36 protein-coding genes are annotated in these 26,836 nt (G+C 61.4%); 10 read left to right on the top strand and 26 right to left on the bottom strand.

Annotation, left to right across the window (positions count from 1 at the left end; all coding sequences use genetic code 11):
• Positions 1-99: 99 nt before the first annotated feature.
• The 22 genes from BW14_RS04870 to BW14_RS04770 all read right to left on the bottom strand — a co-directional run bounded on the left by BW14_RS04870 (position 100) and on the right by BW14_RS04770 (position 8,497).
• Positions 100-327, bottom strand: coding sequence for an RNA polymerase subunit sigma (locus tag BW14_RS04870; protein WP_140489349.1), 228 nt, complete (start codon positions 325-327; stop codon positions 100-102).
• Complete coding sequence (locus BW14_RS04865; protein ID WP_140489348.1) at positions 318-551, bottom strand: hypothetical protein; 234 nt, start codon at positions 549-551, stop codon at positions 318-320. Before BW14_RS04865 ends, BW14_RS04870 begins: the two co-directional genes overlap by 10 nt.
• Before the next feature lie 3 nt (positions 552-554).
• On the bottom strand, positions 555-779 hold the full coding sequence (locus BW14_RS04860) for a WhiB family transcriptional regulator (protein ID WP_140489347.1): 225 nt from the start codon (positions 777-779) through the stop codon (positions 555-557).
• Complete coding sequence (locus tag BW14_RS04855) at positions 776-1,030, bottom strand: hypothetical protein (RefSeq protein ID WP_140489346.1); 255 nt, start codon at positions 1,028-1,030, stop codon at positions 776-778. Before BW14_RS04855 ends, BW14_RS04860 begins: the two co-directional genes overlap by 4 nt.
• The gene (locus BW14_RS04850; protein WP_140489345.1) at positions 1,027-1,239 is read right to left on the bottom strand and encodes a hypothetical protein; all 213 of its coding nucleotides are present in this window, start codon (positions 1,237-1,239) and stop codon (positions 1,027-1,029) included. The genes BW14_RS04855 and BW14_RS04850 overlap by 4 nt, the downstream gene beginning before the upstream one ends.
• A complete protein-coding gene (locus BW14_RS04845) occupies positions 1,236-1,454 on the bottom strand; it encodes a hypothetical protein (RefSeq protein ID WP_140489344.1) in 219 nt (72 codons plus the stop codon). The genes BW14_RS04850 and BW14_RS04845 overlap by 4 nt, the downstream gene beginning before the upstream one ends.
• Positions 1,451-1,780 carry a hypothetical protein gene (locus BW14_RS04840; protein WP_140489343.1) on the bottom strand — a complete coding sequence of 110 codons (330 nt, stop codon included), beginning with the start codon at positions 1,778-1,780 and terminating at the stop codon, positions 1,451-1,453. The genes BW14_RS04845 and BW14_RS04840 overlap by 4 nt, the downstream gene beginning before the upstream one ends.
• Entirely contained in the window at positions 1,777-1,992 is a 216-nt protein-coding gene (locus BW14_RS04835; RefSeq protein ID WP_140489342.1) for a hypothetical protein, read from the bottom strand. Before BW14_RS04835 ends, BW14_RS04840 begins: the two co-directional genes overlap by 4 nt.
• Positions 1,993-2,088: 96 nt before the next feature.
• Positions 2,089-2,397, bottom strand: a complete 309-nt coding sequence (locus BW14_RS04830) for a hypothetical protein (protein ID WP_140489341.1) — start codon at positions 2,395-2,397, stop codon at positions 2,089-2,091.
• A complete protein-coding gene (locus tag BW14_RS04825) occupies positions 2,394-2,702 on the bottom strand; it encodes a DUF3310 domain-containing protein (protein WP_140489340.1) in 309 nt (102 codons plus the stop codon). The genes BW14_RS04830 and BW14_RS04825 overlap by 4 nt, the downstream gene beginning before the upstream one ends.
• A gap of 67 nt (positions 2,703-2,769) precedes the next feature.
• Entirely contained in the window at positions 2,770-3,417 is a 648-nt protein-coding gene (locus BW14_RS04820; RefSeq protein ID WP_140489339.1) for an exonuclease domain-containing protein, read from the bottom strand.
• Positions 3,414-3,821: an HNH endonuclease gene (locus BW14_RS04815; protein WP_140489338.1), complete on the bottom strand. Its 408-nt coding sequence runs from the start codon at positions 3,819-3,821 to the stop codon at positions 3,414-3,416. The genes BW14_RS04820 and BW14_RS04815 overlap by 4 nt, the downstream gene beginning before the upstream one ends.
• Positions 3,818-4,810 (bottom strand): hypothetical protein, encoded by a 993-nt coding sequence (locus tag BW14_RS04810; RefSeq protein WP_140489337.1) that lies wholly within the window; start codon positions 4,808-4,810, stop codon positions 3,818-3,820. Before BW14_RS04810 ends, BW14_RS04815 begins: the two co-directional genes overlap by 4 nt.
• A 23-nt stretch (positions 4,811-4,833) precedes the next feature.
• Positions 4,834-5,256 carry a hypothetical protein gene (locus BW14_RS04805; RefSeq protein WP_140489336.1) on the bottom strand — a complete coding sequence of 141 codons (423 nt, stop codon included), beginning with the start codon at positions 5,254-5,256 and terminating at the stop codon, positions 4,834-4,836.
• Between the two features lie 14 nt (positions 5,257-5,270).
• A complete protein-coding gene (locus BW14_RS04800; RefSeq protein ID WP_140489335.1) occupies positions 5,271-5,789 on the bottom strand; it encodes a single-stranded DNA-binding protein in 519 nt (172 codons plus the stop codon).
• Entirely contained in the window at positions 5,790-6,296 is a 507-nt protein-coding gene (locus BW14_RS04795; RefSeq protein WP_140489334.1) for a hypothetical protein, read from the bottom strand.
• A complete protein-coding gene (locus BW14_RS04790; protein ID WP_140489333.1) occupies positions 6,293-6,577 on the bottom strand; it encodes a hypothetical protein in 285 nt (94 codons plus the stop codon). Before BW14_RS04790 ends, BW14_RS04795 begins: the two co-directional genes overlap by 4 nt.
• A gap of 371 nt (positions 6,578-6,948) precedes the next feature.
• On the bottom strand, positions 6,949-7,104 hold the full coding sequence (locus BW14_RS11885; protein WP_181162290.1) for a hypothetical protein: 156 nt from the start codon (positions 7,102-7,104) through the stop codon (positions 6,949-6,951).
• The gene (locus BW14_RS04785) at positions 7,104-7,286 is read right to left on the bottom strand and encodes a hypothetical protein (protein ID WP_140489332.1); all 183 of its coding nucleotides are present in this window, start codon (positions 7,284-7,286) and stop codon (positions 7,104-7,106) included. Before BW14_RS04785 ends, BW14_RS11885 begins: the two co-directional genes overlap by 1 nt.
• A 107-nt stretch (positions 7,287-7,393) precedes the next feature.
• Positions 7,394-7,804, bottom strand: coding sequence for a hypothetical protein (locus BW14_RS11880; RefSeq protein WP_181162289.1), 411 nt, complete (start codon positions 7,802-7,804; stop codon positions 7,394-7,396).
• Positions 7,788-8,228: a hypothetical protein gene (locus BW14_RS04775; protein WP_140489330.1), complete on the bottom strand. Its 441-nt coding sequence runs from the start codon at positions 8,226-8,228 to the stop codon at positions 7,788-7,790. The genes BW14_RS11880 and BW14_RS04775 overlap by 17 nt, the downstream gene beginning before the upstream one ends.
• The gene (locus BW14_RS04770; RefSeq protein ID WP_140489329.1) at positions 8,225-8,497 is read right to left on the bottom strand and encodes a helix-turn-helix transcriptional regulator; all 273 of its coding nucleotides are present in this window, start codon (positions 8,495-8,497) and stop codon (positions 8,225-8,227) included. Before BW14_RS04770 ends, BW14_RS04775 begins: the two co-directional genes overlap by 4 nt.
• Positions 8,498-8,641: 144 nt before the next feature.
• Here BW14_RS04770 and BW14_RS04765 point away from each other — a divergent pair, with 144 nt between their 5' ends.
• Together BW14_RS04765 and BW14_RS04760 are read left to right on the top strand one after the other, a co-directional pair.
• Complete coding sequence (locus BW14_RS04765) at positions 8,642-9,082, top strand: helix-turn-helix transcriptional regulator (protein ID WP_140489328.1); 441 nt, start codon at positions 8,642-8,644, stop codon at positions 9,080-9,082.
• 704 nt (positions 9,083-9,786) lie between these two features.
• Positions 9,787-10,098: a hypothetical protein gene (locus tag BW14_RS04760; protein WP_044089382.1), complete on the top strand. Its 312-nt coding sequence runs from the start codon at positions 9,787-9,789 to the stop codon at positions 10,096-10,098.
• A gap of 78 nt (positions 10,099-10,176) precedes the next feature.
• Here the strand turns inward: BW14_RS04760 and brnA are convergent, their stop codons facing one another.
• The 3 genes from brnA to BW14_RS12095 form a co-directional block, all read right to left on the bottom strand.
• The gene (gene brnA / locus BW14_RS04755; RefSeq protein ID WP_140489327.1) at positions 10,177-10,461 is read right to left on the bottom strand and encodes a type II toxin-antitoxin system BrnA family antitoxin; all 285 of its coding nucleotides are present in this window, start codon (positions 10,459-10,461) and stop codon (positions 10,177-10,179) included.
• A complete protein-coding gene (locus BW14_RS04750; RefSeq protein WP_044089381.1) occupies positions 10,445-10,717 on the bottom strand; it encodes a BrnT family toxin in 273 nt (90 codons plus the stop codon). Before BW14_RS04750 ends, brnA begins: the two co-directional genes overlap by 17 nt.
• A gap of 359 nt (positions 10,718-11,076) precedes the next feature.
• Complete coding sequence (locus BW14_RS12095) at positions 11,077-13,206, bottom strand: hypothetical protein (RefSeq protein WP_081886458.1); 2,130 nt, start codon at positions 13,204-13,206, stop codon at positions 11,077-11,079.
• 616 nt (positions 13,207-13,822) lie between these two features.
• Between BW14_RS12095 and BW14_RS04740 the strand changes: the two genes are divergently transcribed.
• The 8 genes from BW14_RS04740 (at position 13,823) to valS (ending at position 24,377) form a co-directional block, all read left to right on the top strand.
• A complete protein-coding gene (locus BW14_RS04740; RefSeq protein ID WP_375138431.1) occupies positions 13,823-15,835 on the top strand; it encodes an alpha-1,4-glucan--maltose-1-phosphate maltosyltransferase in 2,013 nt (670 codons plus the stop codon).
• A gap of 64 nt (positions 15,836-15,899) precedes the next feature.
• On the top strand, positions 15,900-16,394 hold the full coding sequence (locus BW14_RS04735) for an inorganic diphosphatase (RefSeq protein ID WP_044089378.1): 495 nt from the start codon (positions 15,900-15,902) through the stop codon (positions 16,392-16,394).
• 479 nt (positions 16,395-16,873) lie between these two features.
• Positions 16,874-17,452: a manganese efflux pump MntP family protein gene (locus BW14_RS04730; RefSeq protein ID WP_140489326.1), complete on the top strand. Its 579-nt coding sequence runs from the start codon at positions 16,874-16,876 to the stop codon at positions 17,450-17,452.
• A 48-nt stretch (positions 17,453-17,500) separates the two neighbouring features.
• On the top strand, positions 17,501-18,205 hold the full coding sequence (locus BW14_RS04725; protein WP_044089376.1) for a membrane protein: 705 nt from the start codon (positions 17,501-17,503) through the stop codon (positions 18,203-18,205).
• Between the two features lie 226 nt (positions 18,206-18,431).
• On the top strand, positions 18,432-19,190 hold the full coding sequence (locus tag BW14_RS04720; protein WP_181162288.1) for a response regulator transcription factor: 759 nt from the start codon (positions 18,432-18,434) through the stop codon (positions 19,188-19,190).
• Between the two features lie 110 nt (positions 19,191-19,300).
• Positions 19,301-19,960, top strand: a complete 660-nt coding sequence (nth, locus tag BW14_RS04715) for an endonuclease III (RefSeq protein WP_140489324.1) — start codon at positions 19,301-19,303, stop codon at positions 19,958-19,960.
• Between the two features lie 48 nt (positions 19,961-20,008).
• Positions 20,009-21,559 carry an ABC transporter substrate-binding protein gene (locus BW14_RS04710; protein ID WP_140489323.1) on the top strand — a complete coding sequence of 517 codons (1,551 nt, stop codon included), beginning with the start codon at positions 20,009-20,011 and terminating at the stop codon, positions 21,557-21,559.
• An 85-nt stretch (positions 21,560-21,644) separates the two neighbouring features.
• Positions 21,645-24,377 carry a valine--tRNA ligase gene (gene valS / locus BW14_RS04705; protein WP_044089372.1) on the top strand — a complete coding sequence of 911 codons (2,733 nt, stop codon included), beginning with the start codon at positions 21,645-21,647 and terminating at the stop codon, positions 24,375-24,377.
• Between the two features lie 365 nt (positions 24,378-24,742).
• Here valS and BW14_RS04700 read toward each other — a convergent pair whose 3' ends face one another.
• Positions 24,743-26,797, bottom strand: a complete 2,055-nt coding sequence (locus BW14_RS04700; RefSeq protein ID WP_044089370.1) for a hypothetical protein — start codon at positions 26,795-26,797, stop codon at positions 24,743-24,745.
• Positions 26,798-26,836: the final 39 nt, after the last annotated feature.

The following is a 26,836-nucleotide window of genomic DNA, read 5'->3' as shown; positions in this document are numbered from 1 at the left end:
GAGCCTCTGCCTGAAGGGTGGGGGCTTGATTTTTATTTGCCCCGCAACCGTTCCCGACACGTCGAATATGCCGGGAACGGCTTGATTATGCCGATTCTGTTATTTGCCTTGCTCATTGTCGCAGAAATGGGCCTCGTCTTCCAGCGCGGGAAGGCGCGGCTCCAAGAATTCGGGACGTTTCGGCTGGACGGGCGCTGGCCGGGCTTGCAGGACGATGGCCTTGACCTCGTCCACGGGGATGCGCAATGCGTGCGCGGTCTCCTCGGGGCTGACGCCCTTGTCGTGCCATTCGACGATCATGCCGCGTATCCGCTCCGTCACTCGCATGCGCTCGCCTCCCTGTCCGCCTGTTCGCGTGCCGCGTTGGCGGCGCACATGAGGGCGACGCGGCGCATGCATTTGCGGATCGCCTTCGCGTGTGAGAGGGCGATGACGGTGAACCGGCCGAAGCATTCGGGGTGCGCCACCCGGTAGGAGGGCGTGGCGGTGCCTCGCATGATGACGAGCGGGCCGATCTGGTGGGCCGTCACGTCGGTGTCGATGTGATTCATGAACTATCCTTTTCTTGGTCTTCCCTTGACGCCGTATTGCCTGCCGCCCCATATGCCCTGCAACGGGTAGCCGTTGATCCGGTCGTGCTCGTCCGCGAACCTGCGGCACTCGTCGATGACCGGGCATTGCCCGCAGACGGCGAGCGCCGTTGCGCGTTCGTTGGGGTCGGTGCTGAACCAGAGTTCGGGGTCGTAGTGTCGGCAGGTGGCTTGGTGTCGCCAGTTCATTTCTGGCCGTCTCGGTAGGGGTTGATGTGTTGTGCTTGTTTCATGGCGTCGAAGCGGCCGTAGCGTGTTTGCATGAGTTGTTTGCCTTCCTCGTAGGCTTGGATGGTTTCGGTGTTGGTGCGGGTGAAGGGTTGCGTGCTGTCGGCTATGGCGATGACGTGGACGTTGGTGAAGCCGGCGGCCTCCAAGCGTTGTTGGATGGACAGGGGGCTGTGGGCCGGCGTGTGTGCGGTGAAGCTGACTTGCATCATTGGTTCCTTTCGGTGAGTTTTTTGGCGACCGTCTCGCCGAGTGGGGTGATCTGCCAGCGTCCCCATGAGGCGTGTTCGATGCAGTCCAACGCCTCCAAGGCGTCGAAGGTGCGCTGGTGGTTGCGGTCGATCGGGTAGGCGCTGCCGGTGTCGTACATGTCGAGCAGCAGGCTGCGCATGGCGGGGGTGAGCCGTATTCGTTTGCTCATGATTGGTGTCCTTTCGTGAGCCATGCGAGCAGGCATGAGAGCATGCCGATGATGGTGAACGTGCTGGAATGCGGGTCGGTCAGGTAGTCCAAGTGCGCGCCGCCGGCCATCGTCTCGTCGAGTCCGCTGGTGTCGTAGACGAGGATGAACGGGCTGGTGATGCCGACCTGCTCGGCGATGAGGCGGCGCACTTGTTCCCGTTGTTGTTCGCTCATGCCGTTTCCTCCGTCCCGTAGACGATGGTCAATGCGTGCCATCCGAGCCGCACCCACCAGTCGAATACCGCGTCGGCCATCGCCTTGCCGCTCTCGTATTCGATGGGGCAGTCGCCGACCTGTCCGCGCAGTCGCATGGCGAACCGTTCCGCCTCATCAGGCGTGACGCGCTCGCCGTTGATCCGCTGTTCGACTTGGATGGCGAGCGCGAGCGCGTCGTCATGGCCGTGCTGGTAGCCGATGACGAACGCTTCGGCGGGGGTGTCGTTGCCGAGGCCTGCGTCGGCGAGCGCGTTCAATGCTTGTTGTGTCAGGTCGATGCTCATTGCTCGTCTCCGTGGGTCTGTTTGCTGATTTGTGCGCATTGTTCGAGGTGGCCGATCCATCGCAGCAGGGCGAGGGTGACGGTGTCCCGGTAGGCGTCCTGTATGAGGCTGCGGTTGGCTGAATAAATCTCTTCACCCTCGTCGTCGCTGATGCTGCCGAGGGTGACGGTGGTGCCGTCGGATTGGTCGCACATGATCCTGATGCGCGTCATGACGCCCTCACCCTTTCCTTGTGCCGTCGGGTAGCAGGCAGGCGAGCGCGTACAAGCCGTAAATGAGCAGGCAGACACCGATGTCCGTGATCCGTTTCATCGCATGGCCTCCTCTCTGGCCGCGTCCAACGCCAACCGTGCGAGCCGTCGGTACTGGGTTTTCGCGTCCGGGTTCATGCCGGGCCACAACGGTTCGACCTCCTCCAAGCTCATGCCCGTGGTCCCGGTGTAGACGGCGAGCGCCGCAGCATCGATCTCCCGGTCGGTGGGCGTGCGCGTGACGCCGGCCTTGTATGCCTTGCGCGACGCGAGGCACTGACCAAGGCGGGTGATGCCGGTGGGGCGCTCGCCGTTGTCGGGATAGGGGTAGCGTTCCATGATCTCGTTGGTGATGATGCTGCTCATTGCTTGTCCTTTTCGCGTTTGATGAGTTCGTCGAGGAAAATGAGGGCGGAATCGGGGAAGCCTTGCTTGAGTTTTGCCCATATACGGGCTTCGACGCCGACGGTGCCGGCGACGAGCGCCGAGAGGATGTCGCACTGTTGGCGCGTCCACGCGATCCTCTCACCCCGGTCGATGAGCCGGCACAGATACCAGCGGGCTTTCTCCAAGTCCTCCAACGGCCGCCCCTTCGACCGGTAGCGCCACATGTACTTGATCGCGTTGCCCATGCAGAAACTCGTGTCGGCGGTCAGGTCGATGCATTCCATGCCCGGATGCGCTCGCAGGTAGTGTTTGGGTTGTTGATGGGGTCGTTGGCCCACATGGTGGTGTTGCTCATGCGGTGGCTCCTTGGTGTCCGGCGCGTTGGATGTCGAGGTAGAGGGCGTAGTCGTTGCGGTCGCGGCTGATGCAGTCGGTGACGCGATGTGTGCCTGCGTGTCCTTGGTATGGGTTGTTGTCGAGGGCGGTTTCGGCGAGCCGGTAGGTGCTCAGGTCGAGTTTCCTGTGGTTGGTGAGTTCCCTGAGCCACCCGGCGTGCAGGTATGGTTCGAACTGGTGTTCGAGCAGGTCGATGTCGTAGTCCACGTTGGTGCCGGCCGGGTGGAGCGTGTATTGGGCGGCTTCGTCCTGCACCCATTCGTAGAGGTTGCGGGCCACGTTCGGGTAGCCGATCTCGTTGGGGTCGGCGTCCATGACCACATCGAGCAGGTGGTTGTCCAAGTGCATGCGCAGCACCTTGGGGTTCAGGTCGTAGAGGCTGAGCGTGTCGGGGCGTACCGGGACGACGAACCGGTCGCCTTCTTCCGCGCCGTCCATGCTGGTGACGATCATGCCGATCTCCAAGAGCTTCGCCGAGGTGCGGCTGATGCCGGTGGTTTCGGTATCGATCCACAGGAGCATGTGCGGCTTGCGTGGCGGCCGTGGCGGGTCGAGTGGGATGTTTTGGCCGCCGACGGTGATCCGGTGGGTTTCGGTGTTCATTCGTGGTTTCCTTTCCTGATGTCGGGGATGTAGCCGTCCTGTCCTTCCGGCGGATCGGCCGGCAGGAGTTCGCCTTGTTGGGTGAGTCGTTGCCAGCCGTGGCGCTGGTAGTAGACGGGTTGGGTTGCGGGGTTCTTGCCCATGTGGACGAGGTAGCCGAGTTGGTAGGCGCGTGCCGGGTGGGCGTGTACCCAGCCGTGGCAGCCGGTGGTGCCGCTGCCGCAGAGGGGCAGGAGGTTTTCGGGTTCGTGCAGGTTGTCGTGGCCGTGGCCGTGGCTGCGCATGAGCCGGTGGTGGATGCTGTAGCCGCTCCAGTGCGAGTCGATTTCACGGTTGCAGATGGCGCATTTCCAGCCGTCGCGTCGCAGGACGGTGCGGCGGATTTCCGTGTTTGGGCCGTTCATGGGGTTCCTTTCCGGTTGAGTTCGTTGACGACGTGGGTGGCGGCTTGTTCGGGGTCGCTGCCGGCTTTGACGTTGGCCCAGAAGCTGCTTGCGATGCTGCCTTCGAAGCTGCCTGACGGTACTCGGCTGAGGATGTGGTCTTCCAGCCATTGCTCGTCGCATTTGCCCCATGTGTATCGGGGTTTCGGCGGTTTGGGCAGCCATTCCCGGTATGCGCCGTTGCGGAGCCATCGGCTCATGTTGGGCGCGTACTGGGGCTGGTCCACGGTCTTGGCGTAGGCGATCGCCGCGCCGATCAGGTTGGCCGCGCTGACGGCCGGCAGGCCGTCACGGCCCGTCAGGGCGTCGTGGAACGCCTGTTCGGCCTCGCGTTGGCTGCCGGTGTGTTTCGGGTAGGCGTTCCACGCCGTGCGGAACGGGTCGGCCAACGCCTTGGCTTCGACCTCGGCCAAGGACACGAGCGCCGGTCCGGCTTGCTTCGACTTCGGCCCGGAGGGGTTAGGGGAGGTTAATGGATCGGATAGGTTAGGTATGGTTCCCTTTGCTTCAAGCAACCCTGAAGCATTTGCTTCGTTGTTGCTTGAAGCAAATGCTTCGCCGCTCGCTTCCGCCGCCAACGAAGCCGCTGCCTCGCTTTTGCTTCGACGTGTGCGACCACTGGCCTTGCCGCCCTTGCGTCCGGCCTCGCTGCGTTTGCTGCTCAGGTCGGCACCGCCGGCGAACTTGCACAGGTTCGGTCCCTCGGTGATCATGTACGTGCCTTCCTCCGTCTGCGTGAACAGGCCGGCCGCGACGCATTGGGCGACGAGCTTCGGAGTGCCGCCGAGCTTGCGCAGCCGACGCATGTCGAATGTGCCGTCATACTCCTTGTCACGCATCTGCCGGCCGACATACGAGCCTGCCTTGACCCACAGGCCCATAGCGGCCAGCGGTACGTCTTCGGTCTGCGGCGCGTCGTACACGCCGTCGTCAACCATGAACCAAGTCATAAGAACCTCTCTCAGGGATGGAGTCAGTGGATTTCGCCGGTGGTCGGATCGACGACCTCCCCGCCGTCGGTGCCGTCCGCGTCGTCGTCGGTGGTGGGCAGTCCGTTGAACGGGTCGGACGATCGTTTGAGATCGTCGAGCATGATGCGCCGGCGCGTGTCGGTCGGATAGGTCATCAGATCGTCCATCAGCGTGGCCTCGTCGATGATGTGCTGCGCGGCCGCGTCCGCGTCGAACAATGCTTCGACGTAGGGGCTGATGCCCTTGTATTTGGCGACGTATTCCTCTTTGTCCGCGCATTCCAAGAGCTTCGCGGCCTTCACTCGGAACGCCGATGCCGCCCTCTTGATCGCGCCGGCCGCCGCCGACATGGGCAGCAGCTGCAATGGGGTGATCTCGTCGGGTATCAGCGATTCCTGTATGCCCGCGTCCTTCTTCTTCGCCATGAGAGGTTCCTTTCCTAGAATTCGGGGTCGCCCGCATCGGACGTGAAGCCGTCCGACGTGTAGCCCGCGCCGCCGCCCCACTGGTCCGAGGCAGGCGGCCGGACATTGTTGGGCGGGTTGCCGTTGGGGTTGCCATAAGTGGTGCCGCCCGGATGGCCGCCGTGGCTGCCGGCCTGTTTCGTGACCTGCGCGGTCGCATAGCGCAGGTCGGGGCCGATGGCGTCCACGGTCAGTTCGACCACGGTGCGGTTCGTGCCGTCCTGCGCCTGATACGAACGCTGCGACAGTCGGCCCTGTGCGATGACGCGCATGCCCTTCGCGCAGGACTGGGCGACGTGGCGCGCCAAGTCGTTCCATGCGGAGCAGCGCATGAACAGGGCCGCCCCGTCCTCGTACTGCTGGGTCTGGCGGTTGTACGAGCGCGGTGTCGATGCGATCGTGAACGAGGCGACCGGGTTGCCGTTGTTGAGCGTGCGCAGTTCGGGGTCTGCGGTCAGGTTGCCGATGATCGTGATGATGGTTTCGCCGGCCATCTAGTCCTCCCAGTCCGCGAGCCGGCGGTCGAGCGTGGCATACAGGTCGTGGGCGAGCCTCGCGGTCTTGAGCGCCTTGCGCGTCAGATACCCGGTCTCGCGATCAAAGTGCAGGTCGCAGGCGAGATGGTGCAATGCGATGAACGCCATGCCGGCCATGTCACGCATGTGCCTCAGGCTGTCCTCGATCCCGACGCCCTCCTCGTCTTCGTCTTCCTCACCGTCAGGCTCGTCAACGTCGTCCTCGTCAACGGTGCAGCCCATCGGCTCCCCGTTCTTGAAGGTCTCTTCGAGGAACTTGGACACCTCGTCAGGATTAGGCGCGACGAACACGCTCGCCTTGAGCGGCCTGCACAGGCGCGCGTCGGCCACTTTGAGCGCGTCTTCGAGCGAGTCCTTCACGCTGTCGATGTCGTCCGCGCTGTCCTCGGTGTAGCCGGGCAGCCTGCCGGCCAGCTCCCTTGCCACACGCTCCTCAAGCGTCCTCTCGGTGTTGTCGTTGCTCATTGCTTGGTTCCTTTCATCTGCTGGTAGTCGGGTTTGATCTTCCACATGCATAGGGCGGTGATCGTTCTCCGGTCGCGGTCAACGACCACGTCGCCGAAGCGCGGGAAGATCAGGGTGCGATCCCACTGCGGGTCGGTGTTGAGCGTGCGGATCGCGTCGATGAGCGAATCCAGCAGCTCGCCGGCCCCCATGTGCTTGGCGTCGTCGGTCAGCGGCCATTCGAACAGGCTCACACCTTCCTGTCTGTGGTCGTATCCGTCCGGGGGCGGCTGATGCACCATGAGCTTTTCCTTTCCGTCGTCGTTGCATACGGGTCGCGATCGCGCTGGACGGGTCAACGGCCCGCAGGAGTTTGGGCCTGTTCCATCCATCGTTTCCCCGCTCGCCGCGCGCGTCCTGTCAGTGGCGTGCGAAGGGGCGGCGTTGACGCGATCGCAGTGGACGGCACCGGAATCGAACCGGTTCCCAGCCTTTGCCGGTGCATGCGCACGCCGATCTCGGCCGGGGGCAAACCTGCCCGCCCTTGCCATACGCCGCCGTTAAAAAGGGAGGACGGCGACGCATGGTGTGAGAGAGGTTGGTGTTAACGACTGTCCTTGTCGCCGCCCGCCGAGTATCGGAATGAAGGCCGCAATGCCTCGGCGGGCAAGTCTCATATGGTCAGCACGAGCGCGACCATGCCGGCGCGCCAGAACGTGCGAGCCAACGTGTCGGCCGGCTTCCGGCCCTGAGCCGGATCGATGGACGCGATGTCAATAAGCTCGGCCAGCACGTACACCGCGAGTACCGTCCACTGCTGCCAGACCATCACTCCCCCGCTTCCTCGAAGATGGCGAGGAACACGGTCGGCACGACCATGAACGCCCAGAGCGCGGCCAACCCATTGCCGAGCGGGTGCATGCAGGCGTCATGCGTGAGCAGCCAGCCAATGCAGACAAAGAACGAGACGGCGGCCAGCAGGCCGATCGTGTACGGATAACGCTTGAACATCACACCCTCCCTCGGGGTAACAAACGTGTAGGCCCTTCCCCCGCCGCCGATAGGCTTGCAAGTGCCAACAAAACAATCCGCTCGGAAGAACGGGGAAAGGAAGTTTTTCAATGCAGACGCAACGAGAGGCATTGGATGAAGCGCTCGGCAACATCCGATTCGGAACAAGCATCGCCGCCCGGCTCAAGGATCATGCACAGACCGAAGAGATGAGGGAACTTGCCAAAGCCGTTCATTACATCGGCTACGGAGCCCAACAGATCGCCCTCACCTTCACCGACAGGGGCAAGATCAAGGATCTGTAGAAGAAACAAGGCCACCGCGTCAAGCTGAGACAGCAGCGCACGCTCGTCCAGCTTCGCCGTCAACCGCCTGTATTCGGAGTCTCCCAACGCCTCACGCACGGCCGGTTCCGAATACAGGGACGCCTTCATGCGCAGCATCCCGGCATCCAGAAGATTCCGTTGAAGCCCCTCAAGAGAGGACAGCAACGAATCACGATCAATCTTCGCGACCACGGTCACCACCCCCTTGTTGATTCAGAGCATTGGCAATGGCACTGGTACGCTCCGGCAGCCCGTCTATGCGAAAAGATTCCCGGTATGAAGAAGTCAATACGTCTCGGGCATTGGCGTCCGATAGATGAACCGTGGTGGAAATCGTCGCTACCAGAAAGCGAGCTCCCGAAACAGGGTCTCGGTACATTACGGGATCGAATTCAACGCTGACCTCGGGCCACGGGAAATCATTTGCGGCATGTCCTTTGTTACCTCCGATGTACATTTGCAGCGCGCTGCTCAGCGAGAACAAAAGGGAGAGCACGCCCTGAAAGCCCATGCGCCCGTCGCCATGAGCGACGCCAAGCACGATCAAAACCACGCCGCACACGAGCAGCACCACAGCGCACACACCGAGCATGCAACGAACGATCCTGCCGCTCATGCCGTCACCCCTTCCGGGTGGATGTCCGTGGGCCACGGGTCAAGAGTGCGACCCATAAGGTAATCAACACTGGTGTTGAAAAAGTCAGCGAGCGCCTTGTAATCCTTCGCAGAGAAGGGACGAAGGCCATTCTTTTTGTTGCTGTAGGTCTGTTCTGCCATGCCGATGGCAGCAGCGACTTCGCGCTGGGTCAGATGGCGAGCGCCTTCTAAGTCATTGAGACGCTTCGCAGTCTCGTGCGCAACTAAACGTTTTTCATTAGCGGTCATGGCTGTCAATATAGCATCGCTAAGCGATTTCGTTTAATTGGCGTGTCGCACTTAAGTGAACATCTCTACGGACACGCGAAGTAAAAAAGCATCTCAATCTAAGCAAACTTGCGTAATTAAGCATATTCGTTTAACATTTCCTGTATGACCGCAACACTCACAGCTCCGATGGCGCGAGAACAGGCAACCGACCCTCAGTCGATCGCACTGCGCAACATCGATATGCTCATGCATCTCGAAGGCAAGTACCGCAAGGACTTAGCCAAGCACCTAGGAAGAGTCCCACAGGCTATTTCTAGGATGATGAAAAACGAAAGCTCATGGAGCTTCAACGACATGTACCGCACCGCTGAATTCCTCAGCGTGTCCGTCAATGACCTATCTGACCCCGATCTGTCTCCAACGAAGGCAGTAAAGATAATCAATGCGTCCAAGGATGACGGAGACGATGAGGGCGGCGAGCATCGCACCGAATGGTCTTGGTTGACCACAAACAAGAATGGAGGTTTGCCGGTCGTCAACGTTGACGACTTCCGCCTAGGTAGCGTGGCATGGATGGCCCCGGCTATGATTCTGGCCGCCTGATTCTCGGGCCGGTCGGGATCATAACCCAGAGGTCCATGGTTCAAATCCATGCCCCGCTACCAAGGAAGGCCGAGAATCGGAAGGTTCTCGGCCTTTTTGTTTTCCGACAAGATTAGCGCCCCGCCGTTTCCGGGCTATAAGAACTGCTATAAGGACTTTTTTGGGAGCATCAGAACTCTTGTGGCGCTTTGGAGCGTTGTTCTTTTTGAATCAGCGAGGCAAAACCTCGGGTCGGCCTCAGAAACACCGCCCCCTCAGCCAGCTCAGCGAAGCAAAATCTCGGACCGACCGACGAGACACCCCAGTCACAACTCCTCAGCGAAGCAAAACCTCGGACCGCCCGTGATAACGCCCCAATCACCGCCCATCAGCGAAGCAACACCTCGGGCCAACCGAGATAACGACTCGGCCAGCACCCCTCAGCGAAGCAAAACCTCGACCAGACCGACAAAACACCCCAGTCACAACTCCCCAGCGGGACAAAACCTCGGGCCAACCGAGATAACGCCCCAATCACCGCCCGCCAGCGCAGCAAAACCTCGACCAGACCGGGATAACGACTCGGCCAGCACCCCCCAGCGCAGCAAAACCTCGACCAGACCGACAAAACACCCCAGTCACAGCTCCCCAGCGGGACAAAACCTCGGGTCGACCTCAGAAACACCACGCCTGCACCAGTTCGACGACCAACCAAGGAGGACATCATGACCACCGAAACCGATTGGGACAAGCTCTCGGACGAATACTTCGAGCACACGCCCGACATCATCGGCGAGACCATCCGCCCACAAAAGGCAATCACCATGGATGACCTCGACGACATCTTCGCCCGCCGCCCCCTCGCCGAGAACCCCCGCGCCAAGGCCGACGTGCTCTACAAGGCGTACCTGACCGCCGACATGGACGAGCAGGTGCACGCACAGGCCACCAAGGAACACATCGGCAAGAGCGCGCTGATCCGCAAGGCGCTCGCCGCCTATCTAGCTGCCAATAAGACACAGCCAACGATGGCGTAAGCGCCTAAAGGACGACGAAAAGCCCCGACCCTGCCGCGAAAATGCGGCGGAGGTCGGTGCTTTCATCGTTTCCAGCTGTCAGGTATGGACGGTTTCATGCCGGCGCATGGAACGCAGTCGGTCGGCAATCCAGGTGTTGACGACCGCGTTGCGGCTGATCGCCAGTTCGGCGGCCTCGTTGTCCAGCTCGCTGACCATCCATACTGGCATCGTCAACGTAATGCGCTTCTCCAGCGGAGGATGGTGCTCGACCACGGGATGCTCCAGATCGACGTAGTCGAGGATGTCCTCACCGCTGTCGAACATCTCCTCGAGCTGGTCGCTGGTGACCGACTTTGCATCGGGCCTAGTCTTGGCTGTCATAGTATGCCTCCTCGTTCTTTCGTGACCTGCGCACAGATATGATGAGGATGCGCTTGCCGCGCTTGGTCGTGATCGCCGTCCAATGCCTGCCGTCGATCATGCCGAGCACGATGTAGCGCACATCATCGTTGCCGGGATTCGGAGCGATCAGCGTCACCGTCTTCGAGTTATCCCACATGCGCTGGGCCTGCTCGAAGTCGATACCGTGCTTGGCAAGGTTCTTCGCGCTCTTTGCCGGATCGTATTCGAATTCCATCACAATCTCCCAATAGCATCAATCATACATCAACATGACATCAAAACAATGGCTTACTGCAAGCCGTGCAGCATCAACGGTTGGACGACGCACAGGCAGCCAAGGAACATATCGGCAAGAGCGCGCTAATCCGCAAGGCGCTCGCCGCCTACCTGACAGCCAATCAGACATAGCCTGCGATGGACTGCTCCCCCGAAAACGACGAAAGCCCCGCCTCTGCCACACATTTCGGCGAAGGTCAGGACTTTCGTGTTATTCGGTCTCGGCGATGCGGACTGCTTCTCTGACTGGATGCGGTTTACCGCACTCCACTTGCCAAATCACGCCAAATCACGCCAAATCACGTCCGCCTCCCCTCGTTACCGTACCCGATGACGATTGGCAACGAACAGGACGGCAAGCCCTATGGATAGGAAGGCAGCGGCGATGCCCATCGGCGGCACCAGGTCGATGCCGGTGCCGGGCAACGGCTCTTCGGGCGGCGTCGGCTCCTCCGGCTGGCCGGGCTCCTCGGGTTCACATGGCTCCTCAGGCTTCCCGGGTTCGCAAGGTTCCTCAGGTTCACACGGCTCATCCGGTTCACAAGGTTCCTCAGGCTCACACGGCTCCTCCGGCTCACACGGCGCAGGCACCCACGTGCGCTCCCACGCATCGTCGTACCGGCTCGCGGCCGGCGTGACGCGGTCATCGCCCTCGAATTCCCAGACGAACACATACCAGCCATGGCGTTCCGCCGTGATATTCATCGGATCGCCATTGGCGTCCAAGGCACCGGCCCCGATCTTGAACGTACCGTTCCTCGCCGGAATATTCCATGTGATCAGCTTGCGATGATGCTCATCTGGGTCTGGCGTCTCGGCACCCGTCGGCTTGTACTCCTCGTCCTTGGAAGGATCGTTCTCATCGCCCGCCCACCAGACGCTGACTTGTGCATACGGGCGGTCCGCCCCGAACCCGAATGCTTCGTTGCCCGAAAACTCGCCATGATCCTCCGGGAATCCCTTCACCGTAATGGTGTCGCTCAGCTGCGAACCGACGTGTGCGGTGTGTTCGGTCACCGTAGATTCCACTTCGACACGGCTGCGGTTCGAGCTGCTTTCCTCCGCTTCAAGGAACGCGCTGCTCCAATCGCCTTTGAGATGTCCTTGCGCCTTGTCGCTTTGCTCGGATTTGCGGAACACCCACACCCAGGTGCCGAAACCGCCCGACTTCCCAGTCAGATACGGCTTATCTCCGTCCGGTTTGGTCATGGCCTGCACGCGTTCGCTCTGCCCGGCTCCGGTGAACGAAGCGCTGCCATAGGCCACCGGCGCATACCCCGCCTGTCGGATGCGCGCCAGATAGTCATCGGCGCTCTCCGCCGTCTTGGGGGCCATCATATTGTCCAGATCCCTGATGGTCAGACCATCGAAGTAATACCCCTGTGCCCTGAGCAGCAGATCATCCACCCACTGACGGTCCGCCTCGGCCACACCACTGGTCACTTCATCGAATACGGCCGCCCCGGCGTCAAGTACTTTGCCGGATACCTTGGTGCTGACCGACGGCGTGAAGTAATCCTGCACCTTGAACGTCACCGCACCACCCGGTTCGGAAACCATCGAATCAAAGCCTCGCATGTCCTGCACTGCATCCATATGCTGCATGCGCGGAATCTCATACGACACCGATGCCGACACCTCCCCCTTGCCGGTGGCTTTCCACGCGAAGCTCAACGGCTGCTCACCGGAATCGCCTGTGAGCACGGCCTCGCCATTCTTCTCGAACACGGCGGGACCGTTCAGGGCGATGGTGAACGGGACCTTTGAAATCAATCGTCCTGCACCATTCACCACGGACACCTTGACCTCGCCCCGCCGCAACCCCTCGGCATACGTGCTCTCCACGGTGGCGTTCGCCGGCGTCTTGCCTTCCGATTCCGCCCACATCTCCTCAGCCATGGCGAACACATTCGGATGCAGCGGCTCCAGATACGCCCGATGAGGCCGCCACTGCTCCTGATTGCCGAGCTTGTCCTGCACGAGAATGGCGATGGCCGCATACTGTTCGCGCGTTGCAGACCGGTACCATTTCATGAGCCACGCCAACCTGCGCACCACGGGATCGTCATCGACCCGATGCGTGGGCCCCTCCATGTAATCGGTCATGTTGCCCGCTTCGATGCAATAGAACTGTGTGTCATCCCTACCGAACGCAACGATCCCCAGATGATAATCCGTGCCATTGTAGTGGTAATTGATGCGATGCTGAGGATAGGAGAAGCCGAGCTTGTTCCCCTCGGTCTGAGTCTGTGTGACCTGCATCGTCTGTGTGGTGACCGCATGCGCGAGGGAGGGGCTCCCGACCGCCACACCGAGCAGCATCGCAAGGGCGACGAGCATCGCGCCCACAGCCAGAACGTGCGTACCTCCCTTACGCCGCGCCGGGATCCTGACCGAATGCCATGTCCGCGCCGTTTCCGTTTCCCTAGGCGTTTCTATTGCTGCCATGTTCATTCCTTTCCAAGACTGGTATCCGCCCGCTTCGTTGCGAACGGATAGACCACGAGCATGGCAGATTCGCGGCGGATACCGGCCGTTTTCCGACCTATGTGGTTCGAGCTTGCCGTTTTCGGGCGAGTTGTGGATAACTTCGGCTTCGAGTTATCCACTTCAAGCCATTTATCGAACGTTCATCCAAAAGTTGTCCACAATGCACGACAAATGATGGATTCCCCTTAAAATGGGCCGTATGGTAGTACAACATCGCGCGAATTCGCGCACATCCCATACAGAACAACCCTCCAAGGCCGAACCGGCCGCCCAGACCGTCAAGGTCTCCACGACCTCCAAGACGACGAAGTCAAAGGCGACTTCTCGCCCCAAAGCCGTCAAACCCACGACCAATGCCGTGAAGTCCGCGACCAAGCCCGCAGCAAAAACCGCAGCCAAAGCCGCCACGACCAAGGCCACCGCCGCCAAGACCACGAAGACCGCCAAAGCCACGCATAAGCGCGTCGACGCCGAAACCGCGCGCGCCAACGCTGCTCTGAAAGGCCTGGTCGGCGAGGCGCCAGCCCCCACCATCGAGGTCAAGGAGCTCGGCCAGTTCGGCCGCATCAACGTGATGGACGTCACTCCCGATGAGGAGCGCGGCATCTTCCCGGCCCGCGTGGAGCTCGGTGAACCGTTCAAGGTGACCGCACAGGTGTTCATCGAAGGACGTACCAAGGTGGGAGCTACGGCGATCGTCCGCAACGCCCGCGGCAGGGAGACGCTGCGCAGGCGCATGATGTGCACGAACCCCGGCCTCGACCGCTGGGAGGTCACGCTCAAGTGCGGTGAGCACAGCGATCTGAAACCTTGGGATGAGGGCTATGCCGCAGTCAAGCGCCAGCTCGGCGAGTGGACTGTGACTGTTGAGGGCTGGGAGGACACGTACACGTCCTGGCTGCATGACGCCCGCATCAAGGTGCGTGTGCTGGATGATGTGGACAACGCGCTGAACTCCGGCGCCGAGCTGCTGGCTCGCTGGGCGGTGACCCTGGATGCGAAGCTGACCGTGCGCGACCGCAAGACGCTGCAACAAGCCGCCGAGACCATGGCCGATGAATCGCTGACCGCCGAGGAACGTTTGGCCGCAGGCGACAATCCGCAGATCGCCGCCCTGCATGAGACCAACCCGCTGCGCGATGGTATTTCGCCGAGCCAGCCGCAACGCTTCAAGGTGGAGCGTCCGAAGTCCAGCTTCGCCGCTTGGTACCAGTTCTTCCCGCGCTCCGAAGGCGCCACCATCGACCCAGCGACCGGCAAGATCGTGCAAGGTACGCTCAAGACCTCGATCGCAGGCCTCGAACGCGCCAAGGCCGAGGGCTTCGACATCGTCTACCTTCCGCCGATCTTCCCGATTGGCGTCACCAACCGCAAGGGCCGCAACAATTCGCTGGTGGCCGGCCCTGACGATCCGGGTTCCCCGTTCGGCATCGGCTCCGCTCTGGGAGGCCACGATACGGTGGACCCGCTGCTTGGCACGATGGATGATTTCAAGGCCCTGACCGCCCGCGCCCATGAGCTCGGACTGGAAATCGCCCTTGATTTCGCGCTGCAATGCTCTCCTGATCATCCGTGGGTCAAGCAGCATCCGGATTGGTTCCGTCACAAGCCGGACGGCACCATCGCTTTCGCGGAGAATCCGCCGAAGAAGTATCAGGACATCTACCCGATTGACTTCAACGCCGACATGGAAGGCATTGAGAAGGAAGTCGAACGTGTGCTGAACCTGTGGATCGATGCGGGCGTGACCATCTTCCGCGTCGACAATCCGCACACCAAGCCAGTTCGTTTCTGGCAGGATGTGATCGCCGCCGTGACCAAGCGCCACCCGGAGGTCCTGTTCCTGGCCGAGGCGTTCACCCGTCCGGGCATGATGCGCGCCCTGAGCTATGTGGGCTTCACGCAGTCCCACTGCTACTTCCCGTGGCGCAACACCAAGGAGGAGCTGGAGGAGTATCTGCCCGTCACCAATGGCGACGACGGCTACTACCAGCACAACACCTTCTGGCCCACCACGCCGGACATCCTTACCGCCTACGTGCGCGACAACGGCATCGCCGGCCATTGCGTGCGCGCGGTGCTCGCCGCCATGGGCTCGCCGAGCTGGGGCATCTACAACGGTTTCGAACTGTTGGAGAACAAGCAGCGCCCGGGCTTCGAGGAGCAGATCGACAACGAGAAGTACGAGGTCAAGGTCCGCGACTGGTCCAAGGCCAAGAAGTACGGTGTGGCGGAAATGCTCACGGCGCTCAACAAGATCCGCCGCTCGCACCCGGCAGCGCTGAGCTATCACAACCTCACGGTGCTCGAGTCCTCCGATCCGAACATGCTGGCGTTCGCCCGTCATACTTCGGCGGAGCTGACAGGCACCGGTCAGGCGGATACGCTGATCGTGGTGGTGAACCTCGATGGACATGACGCGCATCAGTCGATGATTCATCTGGATCTCGATAAGCTGGGCCTGCCCACCGACCGTCCGCTTGCCGTGCGCGATGAGCTGACCGGCCGGGAATTCCAGTGGGGCTGGGACAACTACGTCTCGCTCGCACCGTGGGTGGATGTGGCTCACATTCTGTCCGTGCAGTGATGATGATGCGCCCGGACGGTAGTAGTGTGTGTAACGAATAGTTTCCAAACAAGGAGATAGCACAATGGCAGAAACCTTCAACGTCGTGGTCGAGATTCCGCGCGGATCCAAGAACAAGTACGAAGTCGATCAGGAGACCGGCCGCGTCTTCCTGGACCGTGAGCTGTTCACCGCCATGGGCTACCCGGACGACTACGGATACATCGAGGGCACCCTGGGCGAGGACGGCGATCCGCTGGACGCGCTCGTGATGGTGACCAACTCCGTGTTCCCGGGCTGCGTCATTGAGTGCCGCGCCGTGGGCCTGTACCACATGGAGGACGAAGAGGGCGGCGACGACAAGGTGCTGTGCGTGCCGGCCGACGTTCGTTACGACGGCGTCAAGGACGTCAAGGACGTCAACGAGTACCACCTCGCCGAGATCAAGCACTTCTTCGAGCAGTACAAGGCCCTCGAGCCCGGCAAGGAAGTCAAGCCCGGCGACTACTGGACCGGCGCGGACGTCGCCGAGAAGGAAATCGCTGAGGCGCGTGAGCGTCTAGCCGAGGCGTCTAAGTGACAGTCCAGTGGACTGTCACTAGCCGAGGTGAGCGGCTACGCCGCGAAGGCGCGTGAAACGCGCACGTCTAAGTGATTTCCGACAGGAAAGCCCAGTGGGCTTTCCGCGGCGACGTGCTCAGGCGCGACAGTGCCTGAGCCAATACTGAGCCGGCCGCAGGCCGTCCATAATTGCAGGACCGTCGCCGAGAAGGAAATCGCTGAGGCGCGTGAGCGTCTCGCGAACGCGTCAAAGTGACAGTCCAGTGGACTGTCACTAGCCGAAGTGAGCGGCTACGCCGCGAAGGCGCGTGAAACGCGCACTCCGAAGTGATCATTTTCGATTCCCCTGCTGAGGGAATCACATTGCAGAAGGCCCCTTCGGGGGCCTTCTGTTGTATACTGACATCTCGTCTTTTCAATTAGGCGTAGGCGGCGCGTGGGAACGCTGGTCGAGGCCCATCGCTTGGAGAAAACCGGCGATGAACCTGCTATATCATCATGATTTCGATCATCATTCAAACCCTATTGATTTCCGTTTCCGTGGCGATGAACGCGTTTGCCGTCTCCATTGGCAAGGGTCTGACCGTTTCCAAAGTCCGTACTCGGGACGCCATCAAAACAGCGCTCTGGTTTGGTGGCTTCCAGGCGTTGTTCCCTCTGCTCGGCTATTTCGCCGCATCCGCATTCAGCTCATACGTCACTGAATTCGATCACTGGATCATCTTCGGTCTGCTTGCGTTCATCGGCGGCAACATGGTTCATGAAGCGTTTGAGGAGCCGGACGAGAACGCCCGGGAAACACCGCAATTCGATTGGAAGCACATGCTGCCGCTGGCGGTGGCATGCAGTATCGACGCCTTCGCCGTGGGCGTGAGCCTGGCTTTCATGCAATCCAACGTGGTCTTTGCCGTGACCTGCATCGGCGTGGTCACCGGCCTGTTCTCCGCAGCAGGCCTGTATATCGGCCGCGTGTTCGGCTCCCGATGGCAGCAGCCTTCCCAGATCGCCGGCGGCGTGGTGCTGATTCTCATCGGCGTGAAAGTGCTGCTGGAGCATCTCGGCATCATCGCCTTCTAAGGAACGGCGTAGGATTGTCGCAGCACATCGTTTATCGGAGAGGTTCACATGGCCGAAATCACTCAGGAGAACTGGAAGCATAAGGCTGGCAGCATGCTGCTGACCCAGTGCACAGCATATGCGATGCTCATCGCCGCCACCGTGGTTCCCGAGCGCGGACCGATGCCGACCATTCCGCTCATCATCGCGGCCATGGTGCTCGGCGAATTCATCCTGTTCTGGCCATTCCGCGGCTCGGTGTTCGACCGGGCCATCACGATGGTCTTCGGTGCAGCCTCACTGATATTCGTGTTCGTGCCTTTCCCGGTCAGCGACATTCCCCCTCAGATGGTTAGCAGGCATGGCGAACCGCTGCCTTGGTATTCATGGGCCCTTGCCGTGGGCTTCCTGCTGGTGGTGCTCGTGGTCTTCTCGTTCGGACGCCAAATGGCCCGTAAAGAGCGCTCCCATCTGATTCGCGCACTCTCCCACGCCGTCACCTCCGGTGTGGCCGCCATCGCGGTAGCCGGTTGGTGCTTCCTGCCGACGCTGGGTGTGCTCATCAGCCGCGACGCCACTGCCGGCGGTATCGCGGTAATCATACTGATTGTGTTGGCCATCGCGCTGGCCATCGCCTCTGTACTGTGGGTGCGCGACGCCGATCCGGATCCCACGATGCGCGCACCGTGGATAGGCACCGGCCTGCTTCCGGTGATGATGATGGGCGTGACCATCGCAGCGGCCACTCTGCTGCTCACGCACTACCTCGGCTGAGCTGCCACGCTGGCTCATTGCATGTGTGATGCCCACATTCGCAACGTTATGTTCCCATTTATGAGCCAATGGCACCAAGGTGTCCCACGCAGGCGCGTACAATAAGGGGAAATCTGCGAATGACCGGTCATCAGCATCATGCCGACGCCGGTCGGCAACCGATACGCGCAATTCACTGATTGCGACAATTCACTAGGGGGGGATCAGCGTGACGGATTTGACGTTGATGACTTTCGCTAACGCCCCCGCAACCGTTCTACCGTCACTGGCCCTGCTTTCCCACCGCGTACGCGTGCTGCCCATGGACGCCGCGAGTCTCGTGAAAATGCCGGAGAACACGATTCTGTTTCTAGACGCACGAGATGATCTTGCCACTGCCAAGACACTGTGCAATCTGATTCATGCATCCGGCCTGTCCACGCCAATCGTGCTCGTGCTGACCGAAGGCGGCTTCACCGTGGTCAACTCCCAGTGGGGCATTGCCGACGTGGTGGTCACCAGCGCATCCCCCGCAGAGGTCGAGGGCCGTCTCCGTCTGGTTTCCGAACGCGGCAACGCACCCGCCACGTCCATGATGGGCAATGCGTCGGAACCTACCACCACCGTGGAAGACGGACAGATTCGTTCCGGCGATCTGATTGTGGACACCAATGGCTATACAGCATCCTTGCATGGCCGCCCCATCGATCTGGCATACAAGGAATTCGAGCTGCTCAAGTATCTGGTGCAGCATCCCGGCCGGGTCTTCACGCGCGCCCAACTTCTGCAGGAAGTATGGGGATACGACTATTACGGCGGCACCCGCACGGTGGATGTGCACATTCGTCGCCTGCGCGCCAAGCTTGGCGGCGAATACGAGCACCTCATCGGTACGGTGCGCAATGTAGGCTATCGCTTCGACCCGCCGGAGAACGACAAGGGCGACGCGGCGGCCCAACAGGCCGCACGTTCCAGCACGCACAGCTCCGACTCCGCCACCGAGTAGGCGTAGGCCGCCGTGCAATACCGCGAGCACCAACGCTCTTCTATACGGCGGCATGGGAAACGGCCATCATCATCGGTGGAAGAACCAGCATCACGATAGGAAGGCGAACGATGCGCGAAAGCAAATCGGCGCGACTGGCCCGGATGCACGCCGAATATGACATCTTATGCCGTATCATTCCCGCTCCGGAATGCGCATTGGATTTCAACTCCCCACTGCAATTGCTGATCGCCACTGTGCTCAGCGCCCAAACCACGGACAAGCGCGTCAATACCGTCACGCCGGAACTCTTCGCCACCTATCCCACTGCGGCGGCACTGGCTGTGGCCAATCCCTCGCAGGTCGAGGACATCATTCACCCCTTGGGCTTCTATCGTTCGAAGACCCAGCATCTTCTCGGACTGGCCGCCGCCTTGGACGAACGATTCGGCGGCGAAGTGCCGCAGACCATGGAGGAACTTACCAGTCTGCCCGGAGTCGGCCGCAAAACCGCGAATGTGGTGCTCGGCAACGCCTTCGGTATCCCCGGCTTCCCCGTCGACACGCATGTGATACGCGTCACAGGCAAATTGCGTTGGCGTTCGGACTGGCGAGCGTCCCATCCTGATCCCGTGCATATCGAACGGGAGATCACTGCATGCTTTCCGCCTGAGGATTGGACGAATCTCAGTCATCGGCTCATCCTGTTCGGCCGGGCCACATGCCATGCGCGCAAGCCCGATTGCGAACATTGCCCACTTGCGCAGTCCTGTCCAAGTTTCGGCCTCTGAGCGGAAGCCCACTCTTCCCGGTAGCCCGCCATCATTAGACTGAAGGGCATGCGCAGCAAGCAATCACGGAACAACAACGAGCTGGTCAGTTGGGGTGTGTTTCTGGTGGTGACCCTCGTGCTCAGCGCCTTGGTCTGGGCGGGATGGTCGGTCATCGGCCACCGGAGCGACGCACCGACGCTGACGCTGCCCGGCAAAGGTCCGGATACGTCGGTCACCGTCGGAGTCAAGGACATGCCACAGTCGTTGGATATTCGCGCCAACAGTTCCGACGCAGCACAGCGGCTCCTCATCGATAACGTGTATGAGACCTTGATCACGGTGGATCAGCAGAACCAGTTGCAGCCGGGGCTTGCCACCAGTTGGAAGGTCTCCGACGATGCGCTGACCTATACCTTCACCATCGCCGACGGCGTCACCTTCTCCAATGGGCATACGCTGGACGGCACTGACGTAGTGTGGTCGCTGCAGCAGGCGGTGACCAAGCAGTACGCCGACGTGAGCGATCTCGGCGAGCTTGCCTCCATCACCAATCCCGACGCGCACACCGTGACGATCGCGCTCACCTCACCGAATCCCACACTGCTGCGGGCGCTCTCCGGAAGACTTGGCATTGTTTATGATTCCGAAGCCGGCGATACCGATTATGCGAAACAGGCCATCGGCTCCGGCCCGTTCACCGTCAGTAAGTTCACCCCCGCTCAATCGCTGACATTGGCATACAGCGGCACCTACCATGGCACCAAGGCCAAGGTGGGCACCATCACCTTCAACCAGTATTCCGACGAAGCCAAGCTCAACGAGGCACTGGCCAACGGCAGCATCGACATGGCCGCCCCCGCCACGGCATCCGTAGCCTCTGCGGCGAACGGCAAGGAGAACCTCAAGGTCAGCGAAGGCACCACCACAGACAAGGTACTGCTGGCGTTCAACAACGGCACCGATTCGATAATGTCGGACGAAAAGGTGCGCACCACCTTCCGCTATCTCATTGACGCCGCTGCGATAGCCTCCTCCCAGCCTGATTCCGGCGGGCTTCTGGGCGGGCCGATAAGCCCCACCGAGCCCGGATACGAGGACCTGACCGGGTTGTTCCCGCATGACATGTCCCAAGTGCAGTCGATGACCAGCTATTTCGGTTCCTATCTGACCACCGTGGATTTCGTGGTGACCGAGCAGTATCGCTCCATGGCGGAGGCCATCGCCCAGCAAATCGCCCAAGTGCCACGCCCCACAGTGAACCTTGAGGTGGTGTCCGACCAGGATTACGCCAAACGCATCCAGGATGGATCATGGGAGCTGACGCTGATGAGCATGGACGGGACCGGCGATGCCGGCGAATTCGTCGACCCGAACTCCATATTCCATTATGATCATGCCGCAGCCGAGCAGGCGTACGCCTCCGCACGGGCGGCCACCAACGACCAGGAGTACGCCGACCGGATGAAGGCGTATGCCAGAACGCTCAGCCAGGATGCGGCAAGCGACTGGCTGTATACGCGCAAATGCTTCACCGTGGCCAGCAGCAAGCTGTCCGGCTACCCCACCGCACTGATCGATACACGCATGCCGTTGGGCGCTGTGGCCAAGGAACAGTAGGCGTTCACGGTCGTATTGCGTGCACCATATCACGGTCGTCGCTGCGGAAAAGCCTTGTCATACAACGCGCATAGACTTTGGCTTTATGACTGAAGGCAATTCCATCATCAACGCCAACCTCACCCCGCTGCCCGACAAGGTCGGCGTGGACGGTCTTGAGGACAAGTGGCGCGCCGTTTGGGATGAGAACGGCACCTATAAGTTCCAGAACACCCGTGACCGCAAGGCCGTGTACTCCATCGACACCCCGCCGCCCACCGTCTCCGGCTCCCTGCATGTGGGGCATGTGTTCTCCTACACGCATACCGACGTGATCGCACGCTACAAGCGCATGCGCGGCTACGACGTGTTTTATCCGATGGGCTGGGACGACAACGGCCTGCCCACCGAACGCCGCGTGCAGAACTACTATGGCGTGCGCGTGGACGTGACCCTGCCGTACGACCCGGACTTCAAGCCGCCGTTCGAGGGCACCACTGGCAAGAAGATCGACGCCAAGGATCAGGTGCCGATCTCCCGCAAGAACTTCATCGAACTGTGCGAACGTCTGACCGCTCAGGACGAGCAGCAGTTCGAGGCGCTGTGGCGCAAGCTGGGCCTGTCGATCGACTGGTCGCAGACCTACCACACCATCGGCGAACACCCGCAGCGCGTGGCCCAGAAGGCCTTCCTGCGCAACCTCGCCCGCGGCGAGGCCTACCAGCAGGACGCCCCCGGCCTGTGGGACGTGACCTTCCAGACCGCAGTGGCGCAGGCCGAGCTGGAATCCCGTGAATACCCCGGCTTCTACCACAAGATCGCCTTCCGATTCGAGGACGGAACCCCGATCTACATCGAGACCACCCGTCCCGAGCTGCTGGCCGCCTGCACCTCACTGATCGCCAACCCCGAGGACGACCGCTACAAGCAGTACTTCGGTCAGGAGGTCTACTCCCCTCTGTTCAAGGTCAAGGTGCCGATCCTGGCGCATCCGGCCGCCGAAATGGACAAGGGCGCCGGCATCGCCATGTGCTGTACGTTCGGTGATGTGACCGATGTGCAGTGGTGGCGCGACCTGAAGCTGCCCACCCGCTCCATCATCCAGCGCAACGGACGCATCGTGATGGACACCCCGGATTGGATCACCGACCCGGCCGGCCGCGAGATCTTTGCGGAGACCGCTGGCAAGACCACGTTCTCCGCCCGCAAGGTAATCGTCGACAAGCTGCGCGAATCCGGCGACATGGACGGCGAGCCGACGCCGACCAAGCGTATGACGAACTTCTACGAGAAGGGCGACAAACCGCTCGAGATCGTCACCTCCCGCCAGTGGTACCTGAAGAACGGCGGCACCGATCCCGAGCTCAACGCCCAGCTGATCGAACGCGGCAAGGAGCTCAACTTCCACCCGGACTTCATGCGTGTGCGCTACGACAACTGGGTGCACGGCCTGAACGGCGACTGGCTGATCTCCCGCCAGCGCTTCTTCGGCGTGCCGTTCCCGCTGTGGTACCCGGTGCGCGAGGATGGTTCCGCGGATTACGACCATCCGCTGACCCCGTCCGAGGATCGTCTACCGATCGACCCGACCATCGATGTGCCGGAAGGGTACGACGCTTCGCAGCGTGATGTGCCCGGCGGCTTCACCGCCGAGAAGGACATCATGGACACCTGGGCCACCTCCTCGCTAACCCCGCAGATCGTGACGCACTGGGAGGAGCCTGACGAGGCTTCCAAGGCGCTGTTCAAGGCTACCTTCCCGATGGACCTGCGCCCGCAGGGCCAGGACATCATCCGCACCTGGCTGTTCTCCACCGTGGATCGTGCGCACCTCGAGAACCATTGCCTGCCGTGGGCGCACGCCACACTGTCCGGTTGGATTCTCGACCCTGACCACAAGAAGATGTCGAAATCCAAGGGCAACGTGGTGGTGCCGAACGAGCCGATCGAGAAGTTCGGCGCGGACGCCGTGCGTTACTGGGCCGCAGCCGCCCGACTGGGCCTCGACGCCACCTATGATGTCGGCCAGATGAAGATCGGCCGCCGTCTGGCCATCAAGCTGCTGAACGCCACCAAGTTCGCGCTGGCCATCGGCCGCGAGGATGAGAACCATCACGTGGGCTCCGCCGCCACTGCCGCTTGGAACCCGGCCGATGTGACCGAGCCGCTGGATCGCGCCGCCATGGCCAAGCTGGCCCATGTGGTGCGCGTGGCCACCGAATCACTGGAGGCATACGAGCATTCCAAGGCGCTGGAAGTCATCGAAAGCTACTTCTGGCAGTTCTGCGACGACTACATCGAGCTGGTGAAGAACCGCGCTTACGGCACTCCGGACGAGAAGGGCGAGGAGCCTTCGGCCGCTGCCGTGAAGTCCGCACGCACTGCGTTGGGCTTGGGTCTGGACGCCTTCGCCCGCCTGCTCGCCCCATACCTGCCGTACGCCACCGAAGAGGTGTGGAGCTGGATGCATGCCGGATCCGGTTCCGTGCACCGCGCCGCATGGCCGACTCCGGAGCCTTACGTACAGGCAGCGACCGGCGTATCGCCCGAACTGCTGACCTGGGCAGGCAAGGCTGTGGAGCAGCTGCGCAAGATCAAGTCCGAGGCCAAGGTATCCATGAAGACGCCGATTCTCTCCGTGGCACTGACCGCCGCACAGGATGGTGTGGACGCCATTCACGCCGCTCTGGGAGACATCGCCCAGGCCGGCCGCGTGGTGGGCAAGTTTGACCTGGTCGCCAAGCACGTGGAGGAATCCGCTGCCGAGGATGCCGCCGAAACCGAAGTCTCCGTGTCCGCCAGCGAACTCGGAGAGCCGCCTGTTAGGCAGAAGAAGTAACAGCTTTCTTCTGCCTAACAGGCGGCCTTCGCGGTTGCCTATAGCGCTGCCGCTCGCCTCGACTACGGGAAGTTCACAGGACTTCCCACCCAAGGGGGAGTTCCATCGCATGTCGATGGGGCTCCTCCTGCCGTATGCGCATGAAATTCTCGATATTTACCCACTCCCCGAGAATTTCGTGCGCTGAGAACCGGTCAGTGAACGAAATTCTCGCGATAGCCTTTATTTTCGAGAATTTCGTGCGCTAAGACCTAAGTAGACCTAAACAGCCCTAGACAGCTGTGACACAGCCCTAAACATCTCACGGACACAACCCACGGGCCTATGACGCACCCCCAGACATCACATATTCCTGACACAGGGCACTAGCGCTGGTTGGACATCACGACGAGATATGCGGGAGTGTCAGTGGTCAGGGCGCTTGCAGGAACATCCGAGCCCAATTGAGGAATCGCCTGCGCGATCAGCCGACCGGCATCGCCGATAACCACGGTCTCACCGATGAGCACGCTGTAATCGTGGGTGAGCAACGTGCCGCCTTGCCCGAATCCGAAGAGGATCGGAGCGGCATCATCGTCAGCATCCGTTCGTGAATCGGAACTCACACCGGAGCCGTTCCTGCTGGCATCTGTACCGCTCTGCGCGGATTGTCCAGCACCTTGCGAAGCGGCAGTGTCAGCGGTAGTCCCAGCGGCATCGCCATCGGCACTGCTACCGGCATCGTTGCCGGAACCTCCGCCAATGGCGGAAGTCAACCCGTTGGCATAGCTCATCACATCGCTGGCGGACATGGACATCGTGTCATCGACCAGCGAGGTCTGCGTGTCCTGCGATTGCTCCCGTTGCGCGGCCTGCGCCTGCTGGCGCGCACGCTCGGCCTTGCGCTTGGCTTCAGCCGCCTTGGTCCGGCCGTAGAACGACTGGGATTGCACGTCGGCGAGACCATGAACCAGCACCTGCGATTCGCCGGCCAAGGTGTCGGCACCTGAACCATCCGAATCAACCGAATCACCAGCAGCTTCATCGCCGCTTGCGAACTGGTCGGAGAAGCGCAACAGTATCTGCCGCAGCGCCTGGGACTTGCCGGTATGCTCGCAGGCGGCGGCGAGCGCATCCATAGCGGCATCCACCTTGGCCTTCGAATCCTTCAGCTCATCACTGGCATTGGTTTGGGCGATGGCCTGTTGCGCATATGCCGTAGCTCCCGCCGACGTGCCACCGGTCAGTGCACTCAACTTGGACGTGTATACATCCGTATATTTCATCGAATAGGGAATCATCGCGGCGGACAGCTGCTTCTGGCCGGCCGAATACTGCTGCGATCCTTTGGTGGCTTCCTCGGCGGCTTCCTTGGTCAGATCGTCGACCAAGCCGGTCGTCCCCTGTTGCTGGATGTGGCGAATCACCTCATCGAGCGCATCCACTGCGCCGGCATGCATATGCGCGGCGCTCACATTGTTGACGGCATCAGCCAAGTCGATCACCGCTTGGGCCAGCGGCGTATCGCCGGACAGCTCACCGGCAGTGCCCACCAATGCAGGCAGCTGGGTGGAGGTGCCGATGGAGCCGGAAAGATGCGTGGTATAGGAGCCGACGTACGCGGCCATATATGCCTCGAACGTCCGCTGGTGGGCGGCTTCCCGCTCGGCGGTGACCGTCTGGGCCAATTGTTGTTCATTCGCGCGCAAGGCCTTGAGCTGGTCGATGAGCTGCTGATGCGCACCAGAACCGGCGTCGGTCAGGGAATCCACCAAGGTCGAGGACGTGGCAGCGAGCTGTCCGGCGGCAGTATTGGTATTGTCAGCAGGCTGCTGGACGGCACCACCATCCAAGACATCGACCGGCACGACAGCGAGCGCAATGGGGCTCATGGCAAAACGCTTCGCGTTCATATAACAGCTGAGCTCAAGTCCCGAGCCGCTGCGCCCCACTGCCGCGACCAGCGAATTGCCGCCCTGCGTGCTGACGGACACGCCGTCCGAAGCGGAGACATCATCCGACACTTGGCTGGGGATGGTGAACGCGATTATCGGGACGGTACGGTTGGCGCTGTTGTCGGAGGCATGCGATGGGCGCACAGTGATATGCACGCCCACAAGGCCGGACGTCCCGGCCACCTCCGCGGCAGACAGATTAGGCCCATCAAGCGAATATGTGACGTCGATGGTCCACGGCAATTGCGGAGCGGTGTCTGAGTCGGCGGGAATGCGCGTCACCGGCGATGCGCCCGTCGTCTCGGAAGGCCCGCCGACCGCATACCAGCGCGTGGGTTCGCCGTCTTCATCGAACACGGCATATCGGCTCGCGGATTGCGCCAGTACCGGCCCGTAATCCACGTCAGCCGGACGGCTCAGCAGAACACCACCGGCTGTAGAAGTCACGCACAGGGCACAACTGACCAACGCAGCGGCAAGCTTCATATCCTATCCCCGTTCATACACGTCAATGCATGCGTTCAT

Source organism: Bifidobacterium sp. UTBIF-68 (genome assembly GCF_006408855.1).
Lineage (GTDB): Bacteria > Actinomycetota > Actinomycetes > Actinomycetales > Bifidobacteriaceae > Bifidobacterium > Bifidobacterium reuteri.
This window is presented reverse-complemented; position numbering and strand designations above follow the sequence as displayed.